The sequence below is a fragment of the Vibrio cholerae genome (assembly GCF_008369605.1).
Lineage (GTDB): Bacteria > Pseudomonadota > Gammaproteobacteria > Enterobacterales > Vibrionaceae > Vibrio > Vibrio cholerae.
Genome location: NZ_CP043554.1, coordinates 1163813 through 1186244, shown reverse-complemented (window position 1 = coordinate 1186244; position 22432 = coordinate 1163813). Strand labels below are relative to the sequence as shown.

The window sequence follows — 22432 nt, the reverse complement described above, 5'->3', positions numbered from 1 at the left end:
TTTGCAGTCTAAAATCCATCCGCAAACGATAAAAACGAGTAAAAATTTCAACCGCTGTTTCTCGGCGGTTTTTGTTTTTTATTACTTTAGGTTTATTACTTTAGGCATAGTGATTGAAGCGCTTTACGTACGGCATAGTGTTGGACATGTGCTCGCACAGAGTGTGAAGATTCGCTCAGTCTCGCCTTACTTCTGCTGATTAAATCCACCGATGTTATTCGCTGGCAGCAGTCATCGACAGGAACACTCTATGGCTACGATTAAAGATGTGGCACGCCTTGCGGGCGTGTCAACCACTACCGTTTCTCACGTCATCAATAAAACTCGCTTTGTGGCAGAAACCACCCAAGAGAAAGTGATGGAAGCCGTTAAGCAGCTGAACTACGCGCCAAGTGCCGTGGCACGCAGCTTAAAGTGCAATACCACTCGCACGATTGGTATGTTAGTGACGCAATCTACTAACCTGTTTTTCTCGGAAGTTATCGACGGTGTGGAAAGCTACTGTTACCGTCAAGGCTATACGCTGATCCTATGTAACACAGGCGGCATCTATGAAAAGCAACGCGATTATATCCGCATGCTGGCCGAAAAACGGGTTGATGGCATTTTGGTGATGTGTTCAGACCTGACCCAAGAGCTGCAAGATATGTTGGATGCGCACAAAGATATTCCAAAAGTGGTTATGGATTGGGGTCCAGAAACGTCGCACGCCGATAAAATCATCGATAACTCCGAAGAAGGCGGCTACCTCGCGACCAAATACCTCACTGACCGCGGTCACACTGAGATTGCATGTTTGAGTGGTCACTTCGTCAAAGCCGCATGCCAAGAGCGCATTCAAGGTTTCCGTCGCGCGATGGCGGAAGCCAAGTTGACCGTCAATGAAGATTGGATCTTGGAAGGTAACTTTGAGTGTGATACTGCCGTTTTAGCGGCGGATAAAATCATTGCGATGGACAAGCGCCCCACGGCGGTATTCTGTTTCAACGATACGATGGCATTAGGTTTGATGAGCCGTTTGCAACAGAAAGGCATACGTATTCCAGAAGATATGTCTGTCATCGGTTACGATAATATCGAGTTAGCAGAATACTTCTCTCCACCACTGACCACAGTGCACCAACCTAAGCGTCGTGTGGGTAAGAACGCGTTTGAAATTTTGCTAGAACGCATTAAAGACAAAGAACACGAGCGCCGAATTTTCGAAATGCACCCAGAGATCGTAGAGCGCGACACGGTGAAAGACTTGACAAAATCCTAACTTTCTTGACAATTCATAACGCCTATATTTGAAAGCTTGTCACATAAATATGACAAAACATATGTAGTGCGAGTATTATTAGTAGGGCTCATTCTCACATTTGAAATATCAGTATGTGAGAATGACCCAAGAATGATTAATTTTTATCAGGAAAAATGTCACGCACAGGGCAAACCATTCGAAAGAGTGGGACGCAAAGCCTCCGGCCTAAACCAGAAGACGTGGTAGGTAGCGGGGTTACCGATGGCAAAATGCATACACTTTGTTGACTCATCATTGACACTATGAATGCATGCTTTTGCTAATTTTCTCGGACCTGACTTGGTGGCGTATGTAACAATACTCCGAGACTAACAGCATGGATAAACCAGTATTAAAAGATTCAATGCGGCTCTTTGAGCAGCTAGGACGTGTTAAATCTCGTTCAATGTTTGGTGGCTTTGGTATTTTCGTCGACGAAACTATGTTTGCGCTTGTGGTTAACGATACGCTGCACATCCGTGCAGATGACGCCACAATCGAAAAGTATAAACAGCAAGGTTATGAACCTTATGTTTACAAAAAACGTGGCTTCCCCGTTGTAACTAAGTACTACGCTCTACCTGAAGATTGTTGGAGTCATCCAGACTCTATCCTCAATGAAGCGCGTGCAGCACTGGAGGTCGCTAAGGCCGAACGTGAAACTCAAGCACAAGCGAAACCTGATCGTTTGAAAGATCTTCCTAACTTGCGTTTAGCAACAGAAAGAATGCTCAAAAAAGCAGGTATCGACACCGTCGAGTCTCTTCAGACTCTTGGTTCTGTTGAAGCTTATAAAGCGGTTCAACGAACTCACACGGCAGAGGTGAGTTTAGAGTTGCTATGGGCTCTAGAAGGCGCAATCGAAGGTAAACATTGGTCGGTGATCCCACAAAATCGTCGTGATGAGCTATTAAGGCATCTCTGAGTTTCATTTTGAGTTCATCAACGCCTGTAATCATCCTGTGTTTTTACACACCCTATATTTCATAACGCGTCCAAAGTGGCGCGTTATTTTTTTGAAAGAAAAACGGCCTTTGGCCTGTCTTTACTTTTAGGCTCTCTATGTATCTCCAGTAAATTCAGTGACAGACGATATACTTGAGTAATGAGCGATACTCTAATGACTTGGAGTGACAAGTCGGCGGTCACTGTGTGCACCCACATCAAACCAGAGATAGTCTATGGTTGGGTGAAGAATCGTAGCCCACACCGCTGAAGAGCCAAGTAAAACGGGCAATATCACGCCCCACAAACCATAAAGTAATGACTAGGTACTCGAATGTATAAAAAACTCATCATCGCCCTTGTTTTGATTGCCATTGCCGCGCTCTTGGTGACGCAGTTTAGCCAATACCTCACTCTTGATGTTGCGAAAGCCAAACAAGCCGAATTAGCGAATTATATTGATGCCCATTTGCTGCAAGCCGCACTGATCTATTTTGTGGTGTATGTTCTCCTAACCGCATTTTCAATCCCCGGCGCAACGGTCGTGACTTTGTTGGGAGCGGCACTATTTGGCTTTTGGTTGAGCTTACTGCTGGCTTCTTTTGCCAGTACCATTGGTGCCACTCTCGCCTTTCTCAGTAGCCGCTTCTTATTGCGAGATTGGGTGCAAGCTAAATTCGCTGATAAATTGCAAACCATCAATCAAGGTATTGAACGAGATGGCGCGTTTTATTTACTCTCTCTGCGACTGATCCCGATTTTTCCATTTTTCCTGATTAACTTAGTGATGGGGCTAACGCCTATCTCCACTTGGCGTTACTACTGGGTCAGCCAACTTGGTATGCTGCCGGGTACGGCGGTGTATCTCAATGCGGGTACTCAACTGGCGGAAATCTCAAGCCTAGGCGAAATTGTGTCGCTCCCTGTGCTCGCTTCATTCGTTTTGTTAGGCGTATTTCCGATAGTGGTGAAATGGATCATGGGTAAATTTCAGCAGCGTGCCACTCAATCGCCAGTGAAGTAAGTCACTCTTGGTAAAAGTAAGCTAGGAAGGACAATGAAAATCTACACGGCCACTCATCCGCTTGAAGCGCACATGCTGATGCAGCTTTTGCATCAGCAAGGGATAGCGTGTGAGTTGCGTGGAGAAATGCTGTTTGCGCTGCGCGGCGAGATCCCGATGGATTCCAGCAGCGCCCCTTCACTTTGGTTAAAGAAACCGGAGCAACAAACCGCAGCGCAGCAAATCATCCGAGAATTTCTCAATCCCCCACCCGCCGAATGCTGGCAATGCCCAGAGTGTGGGGAGCATCATGAAGGGCAATTTTCCGCCTGCTGGCAGTGTGGTTTTAGCCAAACCGCTCAGTGAGGGATTAACGGATTTGGCGCTGGATAAACTCGATAGAACGCTGATTAAACAGCTCAGGCTGCTCGACATTACATACATGACCGCAGTTTGGGATTTCATACAGCTCACTTTGTGCGTGGAGCGCCACCATCTCTTTCACAGGATGGATGAACATGTAGTCCTTCTCTCCCATCAAATATAAGGTTGGGATCGGCAATTCACGGTCGCGGAAATAACGCATCAGCGGATTCACCTCAGCGGTTAACGTAAACCAACGTTTAAATTCTTTCTGACAGAGCTTTTGCGCTTCACGAATAAACAGATGGCGAGACTCTTTTTGACTACGCTGCGGCATCACTATGTAAGCAAATAAGCGATACAGCCACATGTACGGGATGAGGTGCTTACTTAAGTGTCCTAGCTTAACCAACACTTGCGAACGCGCATTAAGCCGTGTAACCGCGCCACCAAGCACCATAGAATTGACCCGATGCGTGGCAAGCTCAGCAAGGTTACGGACTATGATGGTACCCAGCGACATGCCCACAAAATGCGCCGACTGGATTTTCAAGTGATCAAGCACTTTCAGCACATCCAGCGTCACAGTCTTAAACGTATAGCGATTGGCAATCCAGTCTCTCAGTAACTGATTGGATTTCCCGTGGCCGCGCAAATCAATCAGCAATAAATTGAAATGCTGCCGATACGCTTTGATCTGCTTGAACCATATGGATGAGCTGCCCCCCGCACCATGAACGAACACCACCCACTCCTGACTTGTCGGGTGAAGATAAGTTTTGTGAAACAGCACTTTTTCGGCAATGGCAGTCATAGGGGAAGACATTGAAACCTCTTAATTACGCAGGCCAAGACTACCATAATCTTAGTCAAGAGAATCCCCCCAGTTGTAAGAAACTGTTGAGTGAAACAGAAAAAAGGCACCTTGCGGTGCCTGAGAGATGCTTCATAGACCCAAACGACTTGGAGTGGCAGCCAACACTGCAGCCGCTTCAAATCGGACGGTGATATCGTTAGCCAAATCGCGCGAGCCGATACATCTTCATATACTCTTGGGCAGACTCTTCCCAACTGAAGTTTTGCTGCATGGCACGTTGTTGCACCTTCAGCATCTCTTCTGGCTGCTGCAGATAAAACAAGAGTGCCCGCTGCATCGTGATCAATAGAGCTTCTGGCGTGGGCTCTTGGTAACCAAAGCCTGTCGCGCGCTCCGGGAATTTATCGTAATCGTTCACCGTATCTTTCAAGCCACCCACTTCACGAACAATAGGCAGAGTGCCGTAAGCCATGCTGTAAATCTGATTGAGCCCACAGGCTTCAAATTCAGAAGGCATTAAGAAGAAATCCGATCCCGCTTCAACCCAGTGCGCTAAACGCTCACTGTAGGTCTCGACAAACGCAAACTTGGCCCGATGATAATGAGCGATCTTATTCAGCCGCGCAGCAACTTCCGGCTCACCAGTACCCACAATGACCACTTGAACGTTATTGCGCAGGAACTGCTCTAAAATCGGCAACAGGTAATGAAAGCCTTTCTGATGCGTTAAACGGCAAACCATACCAAACAGAGGTACATCGGTAACCGGCAGGTGTAACTCTTCCTGCAGCGCCGTTTTACACAGCGCTTTCCCGTTGCGCATAGACTCAGGCTCATCGCTGTAGGTTACCGGCAGATAATGGTCGGTTCTTGGATTCCACTCGCTGTAATCACAACCGTTGACGATGCCGTGTAAATCGCGCGCTCGGCGCACAAAATCATCCACCAGCCCGTGAGCCCCAAGAGGCGTTAAAAGCTCAGCCGCATAATTAGGACTCACCGCATTCACTTTATCCGCAAAAGCGATCCCCGCCCGCAGCATGCTCACATGATCGTGACCGTATTGCAGAAATTCCATACCCGATAAATTGAGCTCAGGAATAACTTCTAATTGATGGTAGGAAAAGATCCCTTTAAAAATCGCGTTGTGCACCGTCAGCACACTTTTGACTTGCTCAAAAAAGCTGTCATAGCGATAACGGGTTTTCAGCAAAAAAGGCACCAAACCCGTGTGCCAATCATTCGCATGAATGATGTCAGGCTGAATACCGAGTTTCGGCAGTACGTCCAAACACGCTGCAGAGAAAAAACCAAACCGTTCACCATTATCGGCATAGGCTTGATTATTCTCAGCATACAGCGCCGGGCGGTCAAAATATGCAGGGCAATCAATTAGATAGATTGGCACACCGTCTAGCTCGCGTTTTAAAACACGATACTGAGTGTGCGGCCAGTGTGTCAGCTCTGTTTCCAGTACTAACTCTGCGTCTTCCTTTCCCGGTACTGAACGATAAGCAGGCAGCGCAATGGCTACCTGCTGGTGCAACGCTTTCAACGCTTGTGGCAGCGCTTTTGCCACATCGGCTAGGCCACCACTTTTTACCAGCCCCTGTACTTCTGAAACGGTAAACCAAACGTTGAATTGTTCCATTCTAGAATCCTACCTTACTACCTTTCGCAATCACCACAATCCCTTCATCGGAAACGTGGAAACGCTTTCTGTCCAGTTCCAAATCTTCACCAATGATGGTACCGGCGGCGATCTCGACATCTTTATCGATAATGGCGCGCTTAATCGTGCAGCCAGCTCCAATTTTTACGTCGCCCAAGATAACAGATTCACTGATAAAAGAGCCAGCAGCAATGTTGCTACGGAAACCCAGAACTGATTTATAAATGGTTGATCCTTGGATATAACTTCCCCCAGAGATCAAGCTATCTGTAATTTTGACTTTCTTGTCTTTGACATCCACAAACGTCGCAGGTGGCAAAGGAGGATAGTAGGTGTGCAGCGGCCAGCTGCGGTTGTATAGCGAAAATTCTGGATCTTTGTCGAGCAAGTCCATATGTGCCGACCAGTACGATTCGATGGTTCCGACATCACGCCAGTAGGTCGATTCCTTCTCTCCCTTAATTTTGTTGGTCGTGAAGTCATACACATAGACTTTACCGCGCGGGAACATTTTCGGGATAATGTCTTTGCCAAAGTCATGGCTGGACTGGTTATTTTCAGCATCTTCACGCAGTTCTTTGCTGAGCGTTTCCGCTTCGAAAATGTAGTTACCCATCGAGACCAGTGCCCACTCAGGCTCACCGGGGATCGATTTGGGATTGCTCGGTTTCTCTTCAAAACCGACCATTTTGCCGTTTTCATCCACTTCAATCACCCCAAACTGAGAGGCTTGGCTGATCGGCATACGCAGTGCAGAAACGGTCAATTCCGCTTCCATACGGCGATGAAAATCGAGCATTTGGCGAATATCCATCTTGTAGATATGGTCTGAGCCAAAAATACAGACTTGATCTGGCGCGACAATCTCAACAAAACGGAGGTTTTGATAAATCGCATCGGCAGTGCCTTCATACCAACGTTTTCCATCACGCATCTGTGCAGGAATAATGTCGATAAAACGGTCGGTGATCCCGGAAAGATTCCAGCCCTTTTTCATATGAATGTATAGCGATTGCGATTTGAACTGCGTCAGAACATAAATCCGCATTAAATCGGCATTCACGAAATTATTGAGTGCAAAGTCGATTAAACGGTAGCTTCCACCAAAAGGAACTGCCGGCTTGGTACGGGTTTCAGTCAACGGCTTCAAACGTGACCCTTCTCCTCCCGCCAAAATCATGCCTAATACTCCAGCCATGTGTTGTTCTCCATTCTTTTATAATATTTGCCGAACCACGAAATTTTTGCTTTGGGGGTCCTGGCTCGGCGCTCCATGCTAACCGACAGCAACATCAGTACGACAGCCAGCACAAATGTGCTGAATAAACAATGCAATCGGTTGGCTATACGTTATCGAATCCTTGGCCGAATACCAATCAATTTCTTAAAATCTCAGTGGTGAAACAAGACGAGATGGAAAAGACTTATTCCAACTCACACTCTTTTGGTGGTTCAATGACATAAACCTCATATTCAGCCATCACGGCACATTAACTGCCTGAATGTCAGCTCACCTCCTAAATAATGAAAATGATGATTTAGCGAAGAAAATCGCTCAATACATAGAAAAGAATACGTAGCGGATAAATATCGGACTGAGAAAGAGCGTTGGGTTCTGGGGCGCAAAGTTTGCGAGAAGGTAACGCCAGAACTCGCTAAAAGGACTCAGATTGAGTGGTTAATCTCATAGTAGGCAGGATCAAAGTGTAAGACTCTTTCGTGAGTCACACTCTGGCAAATTGATGATGAAAAGCATCAATACCAATCTGGTATTTCTCAGAACTGCTTCGCAAAGCCTGATACAAAAATAAGACAAGGCAGCGAGACTGCCTTGTCTTATTTTGATTGAACAAAGGATGAGTCGGATTATTTCGCGTTTTTGCGTTTATCCGTGACCAACCATTTACCCTCTTGGTAAACCGCCATCCAACCGGAAGGTTTACCCTCTGTCTCGGTACGCACATAATGCTCTTTCTCTTTACGAGAGAAGCGCACCACAGCAGGTAAGCCATCAGGGTCATGTACGGGTGCAGAAGTCAGATACTGGTATTTTTCTGGCAAACGCTCAGCAAAACGTTTCAACTCTTCCACCAAAGGCGCGCGCGTTTCACGCGATTTAGGGAAATTGCTCGCCGCAAAGAACAAGCCAGATGCACCATCACGCAGCACAAAATACGCATCCGAATTTTCACAGGGCAGTTCAGGGAAATGCACTGGCTCTTCTTTCGGTGGCGCAACTTCGCCATTTTTCAGGATCTTACGCGTATTTTTACAAGCGTCGTTGGTACAACCCATGTACTTACCAAAGCGGCCATTTTTCAGCACCATGTCTGAGCCACATTTATCACACTCGACGGTTGGGCCTTCATAGCCTTTGACTTTGAACTCGCCTTCTTCAACGATAAAGCCTTCACAGTTCGGATTGTTACCACAAACATGCAGCTTACGCTTATCGTCAATCAGATACGCATCCATCGCCGTTTCACAAATTGGGCAACGCTTCTTAGCACGCAGTGCTGCGGTTTCGACATCCTCTTCGAGAACGCTGATCACCCCTTCTTCGTCACCTAAGTTGATGGTGGTTTTGCAGCGCTCTTTCGGCGGTAATGCATAACCAGAACAGCCTAAAAACACCCCTGTCGATGCCGTGCGGATCCCCATCGGACGCGAACAGGTCGGACACAAAATGTTGGTCATCACGATGTGATTAGGCTTCATGCCACCTAAGCTTTCATCTTGCTCCGCCGTTTCGAGGTCGCGACTGAAATCAGCAAAGAACTCATCCAGTACGGCTGTCCAGTTCACTTCACCTTCGGCGATTTGGTCGAGTTTCTCTTCCATACGCGCGGTAAAATCGTAGTTCATCAAGTCATCAAAATTCTCATCAAGACGATCGGTGACAATTTCGCCCATTTTTTCCGCGAAGAAACGGCGCTGATCGACTTTCACATAACCGCGGTCTTGAATGGTGGAAATGATCGATGCATACGTCGATGGGCGACCAATACCACGCTTTTCTAACTCTTTCACCAATGCCGCTTCCGTGTAACGCGCTGGCGGTTTGGTAAAGTGCTGTTTCGGATCTAGGCTGACGAGCTTTAGGCTATCACCGACCTTCACCGGAGGCAGGATCTGATCTTCGTTTTTACCCAACGGGCGCTGTACGCGAGTCCAACCATCAAACTTGAGGATACGACCTTTCGCTTTCAGGGTGTACTCTGCCGCTTTTACACTGACTGTCGTGGAATCGTATTGCGCAGGTGTCATTTGACAAGCCACAAACTGATTCCAAATCAGGGCATACAGCTTGTGTGCATCCGCTTCCATTCCTTCCAGATCGTCGGCGGTGACCGTCACATCCGAAGGACGAATCGCTTCGTGCGCCTCTTGGGCATTTTGCTTGCTGCCATACACATTTGGCTGGCTCGGCAAATACGCCTCACCGTAATGCTTGGTGATGTAGCCACGCAGATTCTCAACCGCTTCCGCACTCAAGTTGGTTGAGTCGGTACGCATATAGGTGATGTAACCCGCTTCATACAAACGCTGAGCGAGCATCATGGTCTTTTTCACCCCATAACCAAGGCGAGTACTCGCGGCTTGCTGCAGGGTTGACGTAATAAAAGGTGCACTCGGTTTACTGGTGGTCGGTTTGTCTTCGCGTTTGCACACTTCGTACTGCGCTTTATTGAGCGCAGCAACCGCCGCCAAGGCTTCCGTTTCGTTCACGGGCTTGAAAGCTAAACCGTCTTTTTGGGCCACCAACAGGCGAAAATCTTGCTTGTCTGCGGTCAAGGTATCGGCATTGATGTCCCAAAATTCTTCCGGAACAAATGCTTTGATTTCGCGTTCACGCTCAACCAGAAGTTTCACGGCGACAGACTGTACGCGACCAGCAGAAAGGCCACGCGCCACTTTTTTCCACAGCAATGGCGATACCATAAAGCCCACCACGCGGTCCATGAAACGGCGTGCTTGTTGAGCGTTCACGCCATCCATATTCAGTTCACCAGGCTGCTTAAAAGCCTGCTGAATGGCGTTTTTGGTGATTTCGTTAAATACCACTCGTTTATATCGCTTTTCATCGCCACCGATGATCTCACGAAGGTGCCAAGCGATGGCTTCTCCCTCGCGGTCCAAGTCGGTTGCGAGATAAACGCTGTCAGCGTCTTTCGCGAGCTTTTGCAGCTCAGCCACCACTTTCTCTTTACCGGGCAGAATTTGGTAATTGGCTTGCCAGCCGTGATACGGATCGACACCCATCTTTTTGATCAGCGCTGCGCGTTCTTTTTCACGCTTCTGCTGCTCTTTATCAGTAGTAGATGTTTTCTTAGTCGATGCTGCCGCCGCTTTACCGGTCGGTGTGGCCGTTTGCCCTGCTGTAGGCAGATCACGCACGTGTCCCACACTGGATTTCACGATAAAGTCTTTACCAAGGTACTTATTGATGGTTTTAGCCTTGGCTGGCGACTCGACGATAACGAGTGATTTACCCATATTGACTCAATTGTCCTTCATCATTTGGCGCGATTTAAATCGCATGACGTTCTAAAATGTAATTCTTTTTTACTATCGAGCCAGATAACAAGAAGATCAACTTGTTTTTTCTAAAAGCTTTTTATTTGCTCGACAAATCGACGAAATGTTGTTCTGCTGTCAAAAACGCGCCCATACTAAAGTGAAGCGCGGTATACCGCGACCCCAAAACGACGAAATATGCAATAACTCACAAATTCATCTAGAGAACAAATCGCCCTTTTCCTGCTTTCTGTCAAGGTTGTCACCGGTTACCTACTTATAATGCCTGCATCCAATGGTAAGGAGTTATCACCATGAGCCATAAAAAACCGATCACTGAATTTGAACTTTTACTGATTGCTAACCAGTTAATTCAAGATCATGAGTGTTACATCGAAGGCATGCGTGCCACTCAAGTGGAAGAGAAAGAAGGCGTGCTAGTGTTTAAAGGTGAGTATTTCCTCACTGAACAAGGCCTTCCTACTGAGAAAACCACAGCGGTATTTAATATGTTTAAATATCTCGCTCATCATCTCTCACCGGAATTTACCCTACAAAAATAATAAAAGCCTCGTAATGAGGCTTTTTTCAATCACTTACATCTATTCCAAAACCGATTTTATCGCCATCGGTTTTGGGCAGAGAGTGACACTTTAGCGGCTTAATTGCGCAAACTTATCAAAGTAATCGGGGAACGTTTTTGACGTGCATTTCGGATCATTGATCGTCACTGGCGTATCGCTCAACGCAACCAGAGAAAAACACATCGCCATCCGGTGATCGTCATAGGTATCGATTGCCGCATGGGTGAGCTTAGTTGGAGGCGTAATCACAATGAAATCTTCCCCCTCTTCGACTGTCGCACCCACTTTACGCAGTTCGGTGGCCATTGCTGCCAAGCGATCCGTCTCTTTTACGCGCCAGTTGTAAACGTTACGAATGGCCGTGGTACCTTTGGCAAAAAGTGCCGTCGTCGCAATCGTCATCGCCGCATCTGGGATATGGTTAAAATCGAGATCCACCGCATTCAGTTCACCACGGCGAGCAATCACATAATCATCGCCCCACTCAATTTGCGCGCCCATCTTTTCCAATGCATCCGCAAATTGAATATCCCCTTGGATGCTGTTTTTACCAATACCGGTCACTTTTACCTCACCGCCTTTAATGGCAGCCGCAGCAAGGAAATAGGAAGCAGAAGAGGCATCACCTTCAACGAGGAACTGCCCCGGAGACACATAAGATTGCCCCGCTGGGATCACAAATTCTTGATAATCGTGGTTGATCACCTGAACACCAAACTGCTCCATGATGTGCAGTGTAATGTCGATGTAAGGCTTAGAAACCAGCTCACCGACGATCTTGATGGTCACTTTGCCCTGCGCCAACGGTGCCGACATAAGAAAGGCGGTCAAAAACTGACTAGAGATAGAACCATCGATAGTCACCGTTCCTGCTTGTAAGCCCGTCCCTTGAATACGCAGTGGCGGAAAGTTTTCCTGCTCCAGATACTCAATCTGTGCGCCGGCTTGACGAAGAGCATCCACTAAGTGGCCAATCGGGCGCTCTTTCATACGCGGTTCACCAGTCAGTACGTAGTCGCCTTGTCCAAGACACAACGCCGCCGCCAGCGGACGCATTGCAGTGCCTGCGTTACCTAAAAACAGCTCTAATGGCTGAGTCGTGTGAAAGGCTTTGCCCAAACCTTCTACTTCACAGGTGGTTTTATCGGCCGAGAGGCGATAGTTCACGCCCAGCTTGGTCAAAGCATTGAGCATATGGCGAATATCGTCGCTATCGAGCAAGTTAGTAAGACGAGTCGTGCCTGAGGCTAGCGCAGCCAGCAAGAGCGCACGGTTTGAAACGCTTTTGGAACCGGGAAGATTCACTTCCCCAGAGATGAGTTCAATCGGTTGTAGAGTCAAGCTTTCCATTGGATGTTGTGTTTCCTTGCGCCGCTGAAAGTCCTTGTGGTAATGGGTCGCGGCGAAAATTCTTCGTATCCGCAGACTAACCAAATTCATGCGCTAGCGCTAGCCTTTATCTTGCTCGCAATGAATTTTTATTTCTGTTTATGCAATCTCGACCAAGCCTGGGATTTCCCAAGCATCAAGATTGGCAAACTTCATCAAAATCACTAAGATCGCGGCTCATTCACTTTCGGAATGGCTCACAGGGACTTCTAAGGCAAACCAATACGATGGCTATTTATCTGACTGAATTATCGCCGGAAACGTTGACATTCCCCTCTCCTTTTACTGCGTTAGATGACCCTAACGGCCTGCTTGCATTTGGCGGCGATCTCCGTCCTGAACGAATTTGGGCGGCTTATCAACAAGGCATTTTCCCTTGGTATGGCCCTGAAGACCCGATTTTGTGGTGGAGCCCTTCCCCACGTGCCGTGTTTGACCCTACTCGGTTTCAACCTGCCAAAAGCGTGAAGAAGTTCCAACGTAAACATCAGTATCGGGTTAGCGTCAATCACGCGACGTCGCAAGTGATTGAGCAGTGCGCGCTCACTCGCCCTGCGGATCAACGTTGGCTCAATGACTCAATGCGCCATGCGTATGGCGAGTTGGCGAAACAAGGTCGTTGCCATTCTGTTGAGGTGTGGCAGGGCGAACAACTGGTGGGTGGGCTTTATGGCATTTCCGTTGGCCAACTGTTTTGTGGCGAATCCATGTTTAGCCTCGCAACCAATGCCTCGAAAATTGCGCTTTGGTATTTTTGCGACCATTTTTCTCGCCATCAAGGGCAGTTGATTGATTGCCAAGTGATGAATCCGCATTTGCAATCTTTAGGTGCAACGACCTTGAGCCGTGAACAATTTATCCAATCGTTGCTATCTTTTAAGGAGAAGCTGGTGCTCAGTGGCTGTTTTGAAACTCAGTGGCTCGCCACCCCCACTTCGCCATGTGCCTTTGAGGATTGATGCATGAGCTCAGATATTCAGCAAATTCGTATTGGCTTAACCAATAACCATCCTTGTAGCTACTTAGCGGATCGGATGGAGCGCGTCGCCGTGGCGATTGATCCGCAGATGCAAACCCCCGAAACCTATGAAGTGCTGATGGCAAATGGTTTTCGGCGCAGCGGCGATACCATCTACAAACCGCATTGTGATCATTGCCAGTCTTGCCAAGCTCTGCGAATTCCTGCGCCCGATTTTGTGCCGAGCAAAAGCCAAAAACGTTTACTCAAGCTGCTCAGCCAAGAGTTTCATTGGCAGTTGAAACCAGAACTGGATGAAGATTGGTACACCCTTTACGCGCGTTATATTTTCGCTCGTCATCGCCACGGCTCCATGTACCCCCCCAATAAAATGGAATTTGCCAAATTTGCCCGTGCAAAATGGCTTAATACCCAATATTTACATCTTTATCAGGGCGAAAAGTTGGTCGCGATTGCCGTCACCGATTTACTCCCAAACAGTGCGAGTGCGTTTTACACCTTTTATGACCCAGATATTTCGATCTCTTTAGGCACCTTAGCGGTACTTTGTCAGCTCAATTACTGCCAACAGACCAAAAAGCAGTGGCTTTATTTGGGATATCAAATCGATGAATGCCCAGCTATGAACTACAAAGTCCGGTTCAATCCACATCAAAGGCTAGTAAATCAACGTTGGCGAGGGTAGAATACGCCGCAACTTCCCATATTGAACGTTTAATGGCAGAATCCTGCGCCGTTAAAGATCGCCAAATTTCTAAAGAGGATTAAATGGCTAAAGAAGACGTAATTGAGATGCAAGGCACTGTCCTTGATACTCTTCCTAACACAATGTTCCGTGTAGAGCTTGAAAATGGTCACGTAGTGACAGCTCACATCTCTGGAAAAATGCGCAAAAACTACATCCGCATTCTGACTGGTGACAAAGTCACTGTAGAGATGACTCCTTACGATTTGTCTAAAGGTCGCATCGTCTTCCGTGCTCGTTAATCTCTGATTTCCGAACGCAACAAAAAGCGGAGCTTATGCTCCGCTTTTTGTTTTGCTACAGCACTTATCAATCAATGCGTTAGCAAAATATCGACGGCGTTCAACCAAGAATCCATATACCCTTCCTACTTAAAGCAGTCGCGGTGTTGGCTGCCACTTCAAGTGATTTGGGTATAACAAAGAATCAAGCTCAACTATAGCGCCGCTGCTCTTTATCACTGTAGCGATCTGCTGTATTCATGCTGTACTACGGACACAAAAAAGGCGCGATAACGCGCCTTTTTAAGATAAGAGCTAATTCTCTTACTCGATATCAATCACATCAAATTCGACTTCTGGATTGACGTCAGCATCGTAATCAATGCCTTCAATGCCAAAGCCAAACAGCTTGATGAACTCTTCTTTGTACATGTCGTAATCGGTCAGCTCACGCAGGTTCTCTGTGGTGATTTGTGGCCACAGATCACGGCAGTGCTGCTGAATGTCATCACGCAGTTCCCAGTCATCCAAACGCAGACGATTGTGAGCATCCACTTCCGGCGCTGAACCATCTTCTTTGTACAGACGTTGACTGAACATGCGGTAAATCTGCTCCATACAGCCTTCATGCACGCCCTGTTCACGCATCTTCTTGAACACCATTGCGATGTAGAGCGGCATCACAGGAATCGCAGAGCTTGCTTGAGTCACCACAGATTTCAAAACAGCAACGTTCGCGGTACCGCCTTTCGCTGCCAGCTTTTCGTTCAGCGCTGTCGCTGCGCGATCTAGGTCCATCTTGGCACGGCCTAGAGCGCCATCCCAGTAGATTGGCCAAGTCAATTCAGTACCGATGTAGCTGTACGCCACGGTTTTGCAACCTTCAGCAAGAACACCCGCCTCTTCCAGCGCTTGGATCCACAGTTCCCAATCTTGGCCGCCCATCACGGTGACAGTGTCAGCGATTTCTTGCTCGGTCGCAGGTTCAACACTGGCTTCAATGATCACATCTTTATTGGTATCTACCGCGGTAGAGGTGTACGTTTCACCGATCGGTTTTAGTGCAGAGCGCACTAGCTCACCCGTGTCTGGCATCTTACGCACTGGAGAAGCCAATGAGTAAACCACCAAATCAATCTGGCCGAGGTCTTGCTTAATCAGCTCAATCGCTTTTTGCTTCGCTTCGTTCGAGAACGCATCGCCGTTCAGGCTTTTTGCGTACAAGCCCGCTTCGTGCGCTAGCTTGTCAAACGCTGCTGCATTGTAGAAACCCGCAGTACCTGGTTTTTTGTCAGTGCCCGGCTTTTCGAAAAATACGCCGATCGTCGCCGCACCACCGCCAAACGCCGCAGCGATGCGTGATGACAGACCATAGCCGCTAGACGATCCGACAACCAACACGCGCTTAGGTGCGTTTTTGATCGGACCTTGTGCTTTTGTGTAGGCAATTTGTTCTTTTACGTTCGCTTCACAACCCACTGGGTGCGTTGTTGTACAGATAAATCCACGAATTTTAGGTTTGATGATCATATTCAACTTCCTTAAAAAATCGTCGCTAGGATAAAAGGTTCAGACACAAACCGCATCTAATTTCTCTCAATTTCGCCGAAAATGGCCAGTGGTTGGAGCACTCATTGGGGTATTTTTCCCGTTATGCTCACAAAAAACTCAATCAATAAAAATAAAGAGGGCTTCTGATGAGAAGCCCTCGATACTCTATTTTATTTGTTACGCCACACTGTTTAACTTAGGTTTGGTGGTCTGATGGGTATGGATTTGCGAGAAATCATGGCTGAAATGATCGACCTGAATCGCACGGCTACGCAGTTTTTCTGCCGCCAGAATCGAAGCCACTTCATCTGCGCTCAGCACACCCGCTTGCTCTGCTTGTGCCAAGCGATCAACCAGTAGTCCTTTGCGCGCCACTTTGCCCTCTTTCACCCCTTGTTGCAGTTTACGTTCTAAGCCTTTAACGCTATACATGGCCAAAAACGCTTTTTCCATCAAGCCTACGCTATCATCTTCACCTTTACCTATGTAGCACAACGCGGTTAAACGATCACGATGCGCTCCTGGGGTCATCAGACTTTCTGCGAGTTTGACCGCTAACTCATCACTCGGTGGTGCAAAGTGGTTGCCTAGCGGGAACAGCAGCCCTTTCAAGATGGCTCCGACCCCAGTCACAGGGTAGTTACGATACGCTTGGTTAAGCGATTTCGCTGCGTGATGCAAACAGTACTGCATCGCATAGTGTACGTAGTCTAAATCCGCTTGATGGCGGCCTTCATCTTCATACTTTTTCAGTACCGCCGAGCCCATGTACAGATAGCTCAGTGCATCGCCTAAGCGTGCTGAAATCATCTCTTTACGTTTGAGCTCGCCACCCAAGGTGAGCATTGCCACATCCGCACTCACCGCTAAAGCACGGCTCAGGCGAGTCATCTGCTTATAGTAGTCTTGTGTGGGGCCACTCATGTTCGCTTTAATAAAGCGTGAACCCGTCAGTGCGGCAAACAGAGCACCAAAGCTGTTTTTGGTCGCGTGGGCAATGTGCTTGAACAGCAGTTCATCAAACGCTTTCGCCCCTTCTTGTTGATCTGGGTTGGCCGCCGCTTCCATCTCTTTGAGAACATAAGGATGGCAACGAGTCGCACCTTGACCGAAGATCATCAGGTTACGCGTCAAAATGTTCGCCCCTTCAACCGTGATTGCCACGGGTACGCCGAGATAGTGCGTCGCCAGATAGTTCATTGGTCCATCTTGGATAGCACGACCAGAATGGATATCCATCGCATCATTCAAAATGGTGCGCGCGATTTCCGTCATGTGGTATTTGGCAATTGCCGTAACAATTCCCGGTTTCTCTTTGAGATCCAAAGAGGTAGTAGTCAAAGTACGGGTCGCTTCCAGCAAGTAGGTTAAACCGCCGATACGTCCCATGGCTTCCGCCACACCTTCAAATTTACCAATCGACATCCCAAACTGCTTACGCACATAACCATATGCGCCTGTGGTACGAGCGGTGAGGTGGCCAATCGCGGTACCCAATGCAGGTAGGGAGATCCCACGTCCTGCCGAGAGACATTCCACCAACATGCGCCAGCCTTTACCTGCGTAATCTGCCCCACCAATCAGCCAATCCATTGGGATAAACACATCTTGACCGCGGGTTGGGCCGTTCATAAAGGCCAAACCTAGTGGGTCGTGGCGTTCGCCAATCTCTACGCCTTCATGGGAGGCAGGGATCAGCGCACAAGTAATACCAATCTCTTCTTTATCGCCAAGCAGATGCTCTGGGTCACTCAGTTTGAAAGCAAGGCCCAGCACAGTCGCCACCGGTGCCAGCGTGATGTAACGCTTATTCCAGCTTAAACGGATGCCCAGCACGTCTTTGCCTTCATGCTTGCCGTAGCAGACCACGCCTTGGTCAGGAATGCTGCCCGCATCCGAACCCGCTTCCGGCCCTGTCAATGCAAAGCAAGGAATATCGGTGCCATCGGCCAAACGTGGCAACCAGTAATCTTTCTGCTCTTGGGTACCGTAGTGTGACAACAGCTCACCAGGGCCCAATGAGTTCGGTACCATGACTGTTACCGCGGTGCTGATGCTGCGCGTAGCAATGCGTGACACTATGGTCGAGTTCGCCAGAGCCGAGAACTCACGGCCACCATACTCTTTGGAAATAATCAGCGAGAAGAAACGCTCTTTACGTAGGTAGTCCCACACCTCTTTGGGGAGATCGCGATCTTGTTTGACTATTTTGTAGTCATCCAACATAGCGAGCAGAGTTTCCAACTCGTTGTCGATGAAAGATTGCTCCTCCACTGACAAGGTCGGTTTCGGATAATGGTGCAGCTTGGTGAAATCAGGCTTACCAGAGAACAGTTCACCATCCCACCATACACTGCCCGCTTCCATCGCTTCTTTCTCGGTTTGTGACAGAGGAGGAAGCACTTTCTTAAACATTTTGAAAGCGGGGTCGCTGATCCATTTTCTGCGTAGAGAGCTCATATTCAGATCCTTTTGTTCACTGGTTACACTGTTATTTTTGTTATGAATCGGTTAGTTATTTCGCCGCCACACCGGCCGCGAGGTATGGAATCAGTTGATCGACCACAGACTTAGGATCAACTTTGCTTCCAAAATCATTTTCTGCAATCTCTGCCAACGCTTGACTCGACGCCATGGTAAAGACGCAGGTACCTAAGGTGAAATGCAACCGCCAAAACAAGGTTTCGCGAGTCAAGTTGGGGTTCGCCTTAAGCACGGAATCGGTAAATAGGGTTAGCACATCATTGTAGCGATTGGTAATAAACCAACGGAGATGGCCCTGCACATCGGTATAACCCCGGCCAATCAGCAGCATAAAACGGCTGGTGCCATTGGGGCGCAATTCGCTTAACGAACGCAAGGGATCACGTAGCGCTTCAAAAACTTCAGCCATATCGTAATCGTCCCGCTCGTTAAGCCGCTCAAGCGACTGTTTCATCTCCGGCATGAAAGCTTCGAGATAACGATTGAGTACCGCTCGAACTAAGGTTTTTTTATCACCAAAATGGTAGTTGACCGACGCAAGGTTCACCCCTGCTTTACTGGTGATCGTGCGCAAAGAGGTATCATTGAAGCCGTATTCCGCAAACAGCCCTTCTGCTACATCCAATATTTTTTCCTTAGTACTACTGCGTAATGCCATTTCAATCACTCGTATCAAACAACTGTTTGAAATATACTCTCGCCACATTTGATTAACAAGCGATTAACATCACATTTTCTCGCCATGGTCTGACCAGATGCAGCTAAGTGCTTGCAACAAGATGAAAAGTCTTCCACAAAAAAATTTAAAAATAATTTGCGAACTTTTGGAACTCTTTGCCAAACGCCCAGTCTGAATAGACGTGATTGACAGAGCTTTGAGAGTTTTACTGGCCGTCAAATTTGGTTCTCGACCCGCTGTCACCAATTACGCTGCTTTTTCCTTTTTATTAACTCCTATACTTGTGTACGCCCAAAACCAGATTGTTTTGGGCGTTTTTTTATCTGATTTATTTTGTTCAAGTCGGTTCATTGGTGGCTTTTCAGTCAAAAATTCAGGACTTAGAGCACGGCGATAAGTGGTTAGGCCGCCAGTCATAAGGGTGGTCACTCGGAGAGAGTTTGATCCAAACCCTAGTCGTGGCGATCGAACTGCGTATAATGTGCGACCCCATTCAGAGCTCGATTTTCTTATGCTGATCACTCAATCACCTATCACTGAACACCGTTTTGCAGGGCAAACCTTTTACCTCAAACGGGATGACAAGCTTCATCCACATTTCAGTGGTAACAAAGCCCGCAAATTGATAGCGTTGCTTGAAGGGGATTTTCCCGGCATCACCACCTTAATCAGCTACGGTTCGGCACAAGCTAACTCGCTCTACTCTTTTGCAGCCCTCGCTAAACTGCGCGGTTGGCGCTTGGAGTTTTACGTTGACCATATTCCCGCGTGGCTGAAAAGTTATCCAATCGGTAACTACCGTGGTGCGCTGGAATTGGGAGCGACCATTATTGAAACGCGCTCACTAGGGGCTAAGCATCCACGAGAATTTATTCAGCAACAACGCATGCCCAATACCGATTGCTTGGTGATTGAGGAAGGTGCGCGCAGCCCCTTTGCTGAGCCGGGGATCAAACAGTTGGCGCTGGAAATGTTGGAATGGATCCGCCACCAAGCCCAGCCAGATTGGGTGGTTGCCCTGCCTTCCGGCACCGGAACCACGGCGCTCTACTTACACAAATATTTGCAACCATACGGTGTTGAAGTCATTACCTGCCCTTGTGTGGGTGACGAATCCTACTTACGTGAGCAGTTTTTAATGCTCGGTGAAACCTCTCACCCGACGGTTCTGACCTCTACGACTAAGCACTATTTCGGTCATCTTTATCAAGAGGATTATCAGATATGGCAAGCGTTACTGGCACAAACTCATATTGAATTTGATCTGTTATACGACCCGCTGATGTGGCGTTTATTGTCAGCTTGGCGTGCCGAGAACCCAGACCGAAACTTGCTTTATCTACACCAAGGCGGTTTACTGGGAAATGAAAGTATGTTGCCGCGTTATCAGCGGCAGTTTAGCGAATATACCCTTCCTAATTGAAGCTGCAGGTAGTTTGGGTATAACCAGAGGATGGAGAGTTTTCAATGCGTACTTTGATTGGGGTAGTCGTGACATTAAGTTACAGTGTCGCGTTGCATGCGGCACCGACGCCAGCGAAACTACCGATCGTGATCGGCGATGATATTGCTAAACGGGTCTGCTATTACCAAGATCAGGCTTATTCAGAAGGTGCTGTGATCTTAGTCGGTGAAGTGTATCTCTCTTGTCAGCGCGCCAATGATTTTGAAACCAATGGCCCGCTGAAATGGTTACCTCTGAACGGGCAAACCAACGAAACACCGAAACCTAAGCTAGTCCACCCATAAGGGTATATTTGACTTCAAGGTACTCTTCAAGGCCGTGTTTCGCCCCTTCTCTACCAAGGCCCGACTCTTTGATGCCACCAAATGGCGCTAACGTGGTGGAAATCAACCCTTTGTTGATGCCGACAATCCCCGCTTCGAGTGCTTCACTCATGTGCCATGCCCGGCGCAAAGATTGGGTATAACAATAAGCGGCCAAACCCGAATCGGTCGCATTGGCTCGCTCGATCACTTCTTGCTCAGAGCTAAAACGAAACAGTGCGGCCAAGGGGCCGAAGGTTTCTTCGTCAGCAACGCGCATTTCGTCGGTCACTTCGGTTAACACGTGTGGCTGGAATAAACGGCTGCCCGCTGCAGGCAGCGCACCAAACATCACTTTCGCTCCTTTGCTTTGGGCATCCACTATATGTGATGTGACTTTAGCAACCGCGGCATCATTGATCAGTGGACCGATGTTTACACCTGCATCCAAACCATAACCGACGTTGAGTCTGCTGACCCGATCCACCAACTTGGCAGCAAATTGATCGTATACCGCGTCATGGACATAAATCCGGTTAGCGCACACGCAAGTTTGTCCAGCATTACGAAATTTCGCCACCATCACACCATCAATCGCGGCATTAATGTCCGCATCTTCGAACACAATAAACGGCGCATTTCCTCCCAGCTCAAGCGAGAGTTTTTTCACGTTATTGGCCGATTGTGCCATCAAAAGCTTGCCAACCCCGGTTGAGCCAGTAAATGAGAGCTTGCGTACCGTTTTGCTTTCCGTCAGTACACGCCCGATTTCAATCGCATCGCCCGTCACCACTTGCAATAAACCATCAGGGATTCCCGCTTGCTGCGCAAGATCGGCCAAAGCTAAAGCCGTGAACGGCGTATCCGGCGCTGGTTTTAAAACCACAGCGCAACCAGCTGCAAAGGCAGGGGCGCATTTACGGGTAATCATGGCGGCGGGGAAATTCCAAGGCGTAATCGCGGCAACAACGCCAATAGGCTGACGTGAAACCATAATTCGCGCATCAGGTTTATGGGATGGGATCAGCTCGCCATAAGCGCGTTTGGCTTCTTCAGCGTACCATTCCACAAAGCTCGCGGCGTAGTGAATTTCCCCTTGGGCTTCCGCCAGCGGTTTACCTTGTTCAATGGTTAATAACTTCGCCAATGATGCATGATGCTGTTCAATAAGCTCATACCAACGGCGCAAAATTTTGGCTTTATTTTCAGCGGGTTGCTGGCGCCATAAAATTTGCGCCGCCTGCGCACCTGCAATCGCTTCTTGCACCTGAGCCGCACTCAATAAAGGAACAGAGCCAATGAGGGAGCCATCAAACGGATTGGTTACCGTTTGCCTTGCCTGTGGCTCACCTAAAATCCACTGCCCATTAATAAAGGCGCTTTGGTGAAAAAATGGAAAATCGGTCGGTAACATGGCAAGACTCCTCATCAGT

Annotated in this window: 19 protein-coding genes and 1 riboswitch; of the genes, 10 read left to right on the top strand and 9 right to left on the bottom strand. The window is 48.1% G+C overall.

What is annotated here, in order from left to right; genetic code table 11:
* Positions 1 to 250: 250 nt before the first annotated feature.
* From purR to F0316_RS05670, 4 genes are all read left to right on the top strand, one after another.
* Positions 251 to 1261, top strand: coding sequence for an HTH-type transcriptional repressor PurR (gene purR / locus F0316_RS05685; protein ID WP_000201014.1), 1011 nt, complete (start codon positions 251 to 253; stop codon positions 1259 to 1261).
* Between the two features lie 158 nt (positions 1262 to 1419).
* A riboswitch (cyclic di-GMP riboswitch) is annotated at positions 1420 to 1506 on the top strand.
* Positions 1507 to 1619: 113 nt separating this feature from the next.
* A complete protein-coding gene (locus F0316_RS05680) occupies positions 1620 to 2207 on the top strand; it encodes a TfoX/Sxy family DNA transformation protein (protein ID WP_000360586.1) in 588 nt (195 codons plus the stop codon).
* 354 nt (positions 2208 to 2561) lie between these two features.
* Positions 2562 to 3251, top strand: a complete 690-nt coding sequence (locus tag F0316_RS05675) for a TVP38/TMEM64 family protein (RefSeq protein WP_000277076.1) — start codon at positions 2562 to 2564, stop codon at positions 3249 to 3251.
* 33 nt (positions 3252 to 3284) lie between these two features.
* Positions 3285 to 3596, top strand: a complete 312-nt coding sequence (locus tag F0316_RS05670; RefSeq protein ID WP_057563699.1) for a putative signal transducing protein — start codon at positions 3285 to 3287, stop codon at positions 3594 to 3596.
* A gap of 4 nt (positions 3597 to 3600) precedes the next feature.
* Here F0316_RS05670 and F0316_RS05665 read toward each other — a convergent pair whose 3' ends face one another.
* From F0316_RS05665 to topA, 4 genes are all read right to left on the bottom strand, one after another.
* Positions 3601 to 4419 (bottom strand): alpha/beta fold hydrolase, encoded by an 819-nt coding sequence (locus F0316_RS05665; RefSeq protein WP_000097999.1) that lies wholly within the window; start codon positions 4417 to 4419, stop codon positions 3601 to 3603.
* A gap of 187 nt (positions 4420 to 4606) precedes the next feature.
* Positions 4607 to 6061 (bottom strand): glycogen synthase GlgA, encoded by a 1455-nt coding sequence (gene glgA, locus F0316_RS05660; protein ID WP_085603579.1) that lies wholly within the window; start codon positions 6059 to 6061, stop codon positions 4607 to 4609.
* 1 nt (position 6062) lies between these two features.
* Positions 6063 to 7280: a glucose-1-phosphate adenylyltransferase gene (gene glgC / locus F0316_RS05655; RefSeq protein WP_000929347.1), complete on the bottom strand. Its 1218-nt coding sequence runs from the start codon at positions 7278 to 7280 to the stop codon at positions 6063 to 6065.
* A gap of 668 nt (positions 7281 to 7948) precedes the next feature.
* On the bottom strand, positions 7949 to 10579 hold the full coding sequence (topA, locus tag F0316_RS05650) for a type I DNA topoisomerase (protein WP_149560283.1): 2631 nt from the start codon (positions 10577 to 10579) through the stop codon (positions 7949 to 7951).
* A 335-nt stretch (positions 10580 to 10914) separates the two neighbouring features.
* On the opposite strand from topA, the gene F0316_RS05645 reads away from it, so the two are divergent.
* On the top strand, positions 10915 to 11163 hold the full coding sequence (locus F0316_RS05645; protein WP_000018503.1) for a YciN family protein: 249 nt from the start codon (positions 10915 to 10917) through the stop codon (positions 11161 to 11163).
* A 90-nt stretch (positions 11164 to 11253) separates the two neighbouring features.
* Here the strand turns inward: F0316_RS05645 and aroA are convergent, their stop codons facing one another.
* Complete coding sequence (gene aroA, locus F0316_RS05640) at positions 11254 to 12534, bottom strand: 3-phosphoshikimate 1-carboxyvinyltransferase (RefSeq protein ID WP_002044125.1); 1281 nt, start codon at positions 12532 to 12534, stop codon at positions 11254 to 11256.
* A gap of 266 nt (positions 12535 to 12800) precedes the next feature.
* Between aroA and aat the strand changes: the two genes are divergently transcribed.
* From aat to infA, 3 genes are all read left to right on the top strand, one after another.
* Entirely contained in the window at positions 12801 to 13532 is a 732-nt protein-coding gene (aat, locus tag F0316_RS05630) for a leucyl/phenylalanyl-tRNA--protein transferase (protein WP_149560282.1), read from the top strand.
* Positions 13533 to 13535: 3 nt separating this feature from the next.
* Positions 13536 to 14237, top strand: coding sequence for an arginyltransferase (locus F0316_RS05625; protein WP_000093315.1), 702 nt, complete (start codon positions 13536 to 13538; stop codon positions 14235 to 14237).
* Positions 14238 to 14320: 83 nt separating this feature from the next.
* Entirely contained in the window at positions 14321 to 14539 is a 219-nt protein-coding gene (gene infA / locus F0316_RS05620; protein ID WP_001040192.1) for a translation initiation factor IF-1, read from the top strand.
* Positions 14540 to 14842: 303 nt separating this feature from the next.
* Here the strand turns inward: infA and fabV are convergent, their stop codons facing one another.
* The 3 genes from fabV to F0316_RS05605 form a co-directional block, all read right to left on the bottom strand.
* Positions 14843 to 16048, bottom strand: coding sequence for an enoyl-ACP reductase FabV (fabV, locus tag F0316_RS05615; protein ID WP_095471051.1), 1206 nt, complete (start codon positions 16046 to 16048; stop codon positions 14843 to 14845).
* 198 nt (positions 16049 to 16246) lie between these two features.
* Positions 16247 to 18529, bottom strand: a complete 2283-nt coding sequence (locus F0316_RS05610; protein ID WP_002044129.1) for an acyl-CoA dehydrogenase — start codon at positions 18527 to 18529, stop codon at positions 16247 to 16249.
* Between the two features lie 55 nt (positions 18530 to 18584).
* On the bottom strand, positions 18585 to 19211 hold the full coding sequence (locus tag F0316_RS05605) for a TetR/AcrR family transcriptional regulator (RefSeq protein ID WP_001932491.1): 627 nt from the start codon (positions 19209 to 19211) through the stop codon (positions 18585 to 18587).
* 532 nt (positions 19212 to 19743) lie between these two features.
* Between F0316_RS05605 and F0316_RS05600 the strand changes: the two genes are divergently transcribed.
* Complete coding sequence (locus F0316_RS05600) at positions 19744 to 20655, top strand: 1-aminocyclopropane-1-carboxylate deaminase/D-cysteine desulfhydrase (RefSeq protein WP_149560281.1); 912 nt, start codon at positions 19744 to 19746, stop codon at positions 20653 to 20655.
* A gap of 44 nt (positions 20656 to 20699) precedes the next feature.
* A complete protein-coding gene (locus F0316_RS05595; RefSeq protein WP_149560280.1) occupies positions 20700 to 20981 on the top strand; it encodes a YnjH family protein in 282 nt (93 codons plus the stop codon).
* On the opposite strand, the gene F0316_RS05590 is transcribed toward F0316_RS05595, so the two are convergent.
* Complete coding sequence (locus F0316_RS05590) at positions 20962 to 22413, bottom strand: NAD-dependent succinate-semialdehyde dehydrogenase (RefSeq protein ID WP_172625965.1); 1452 nt, start codon at positions 22411 to 22413, stop codon at positions 20962 to 20964. The genes F0316_RS05595 and F0316_RS05590 overlap by 20 nt on opposite strands.
* Between the last annotated feature and the right edge of the window lie 19 nt (positions 22414 to 22432).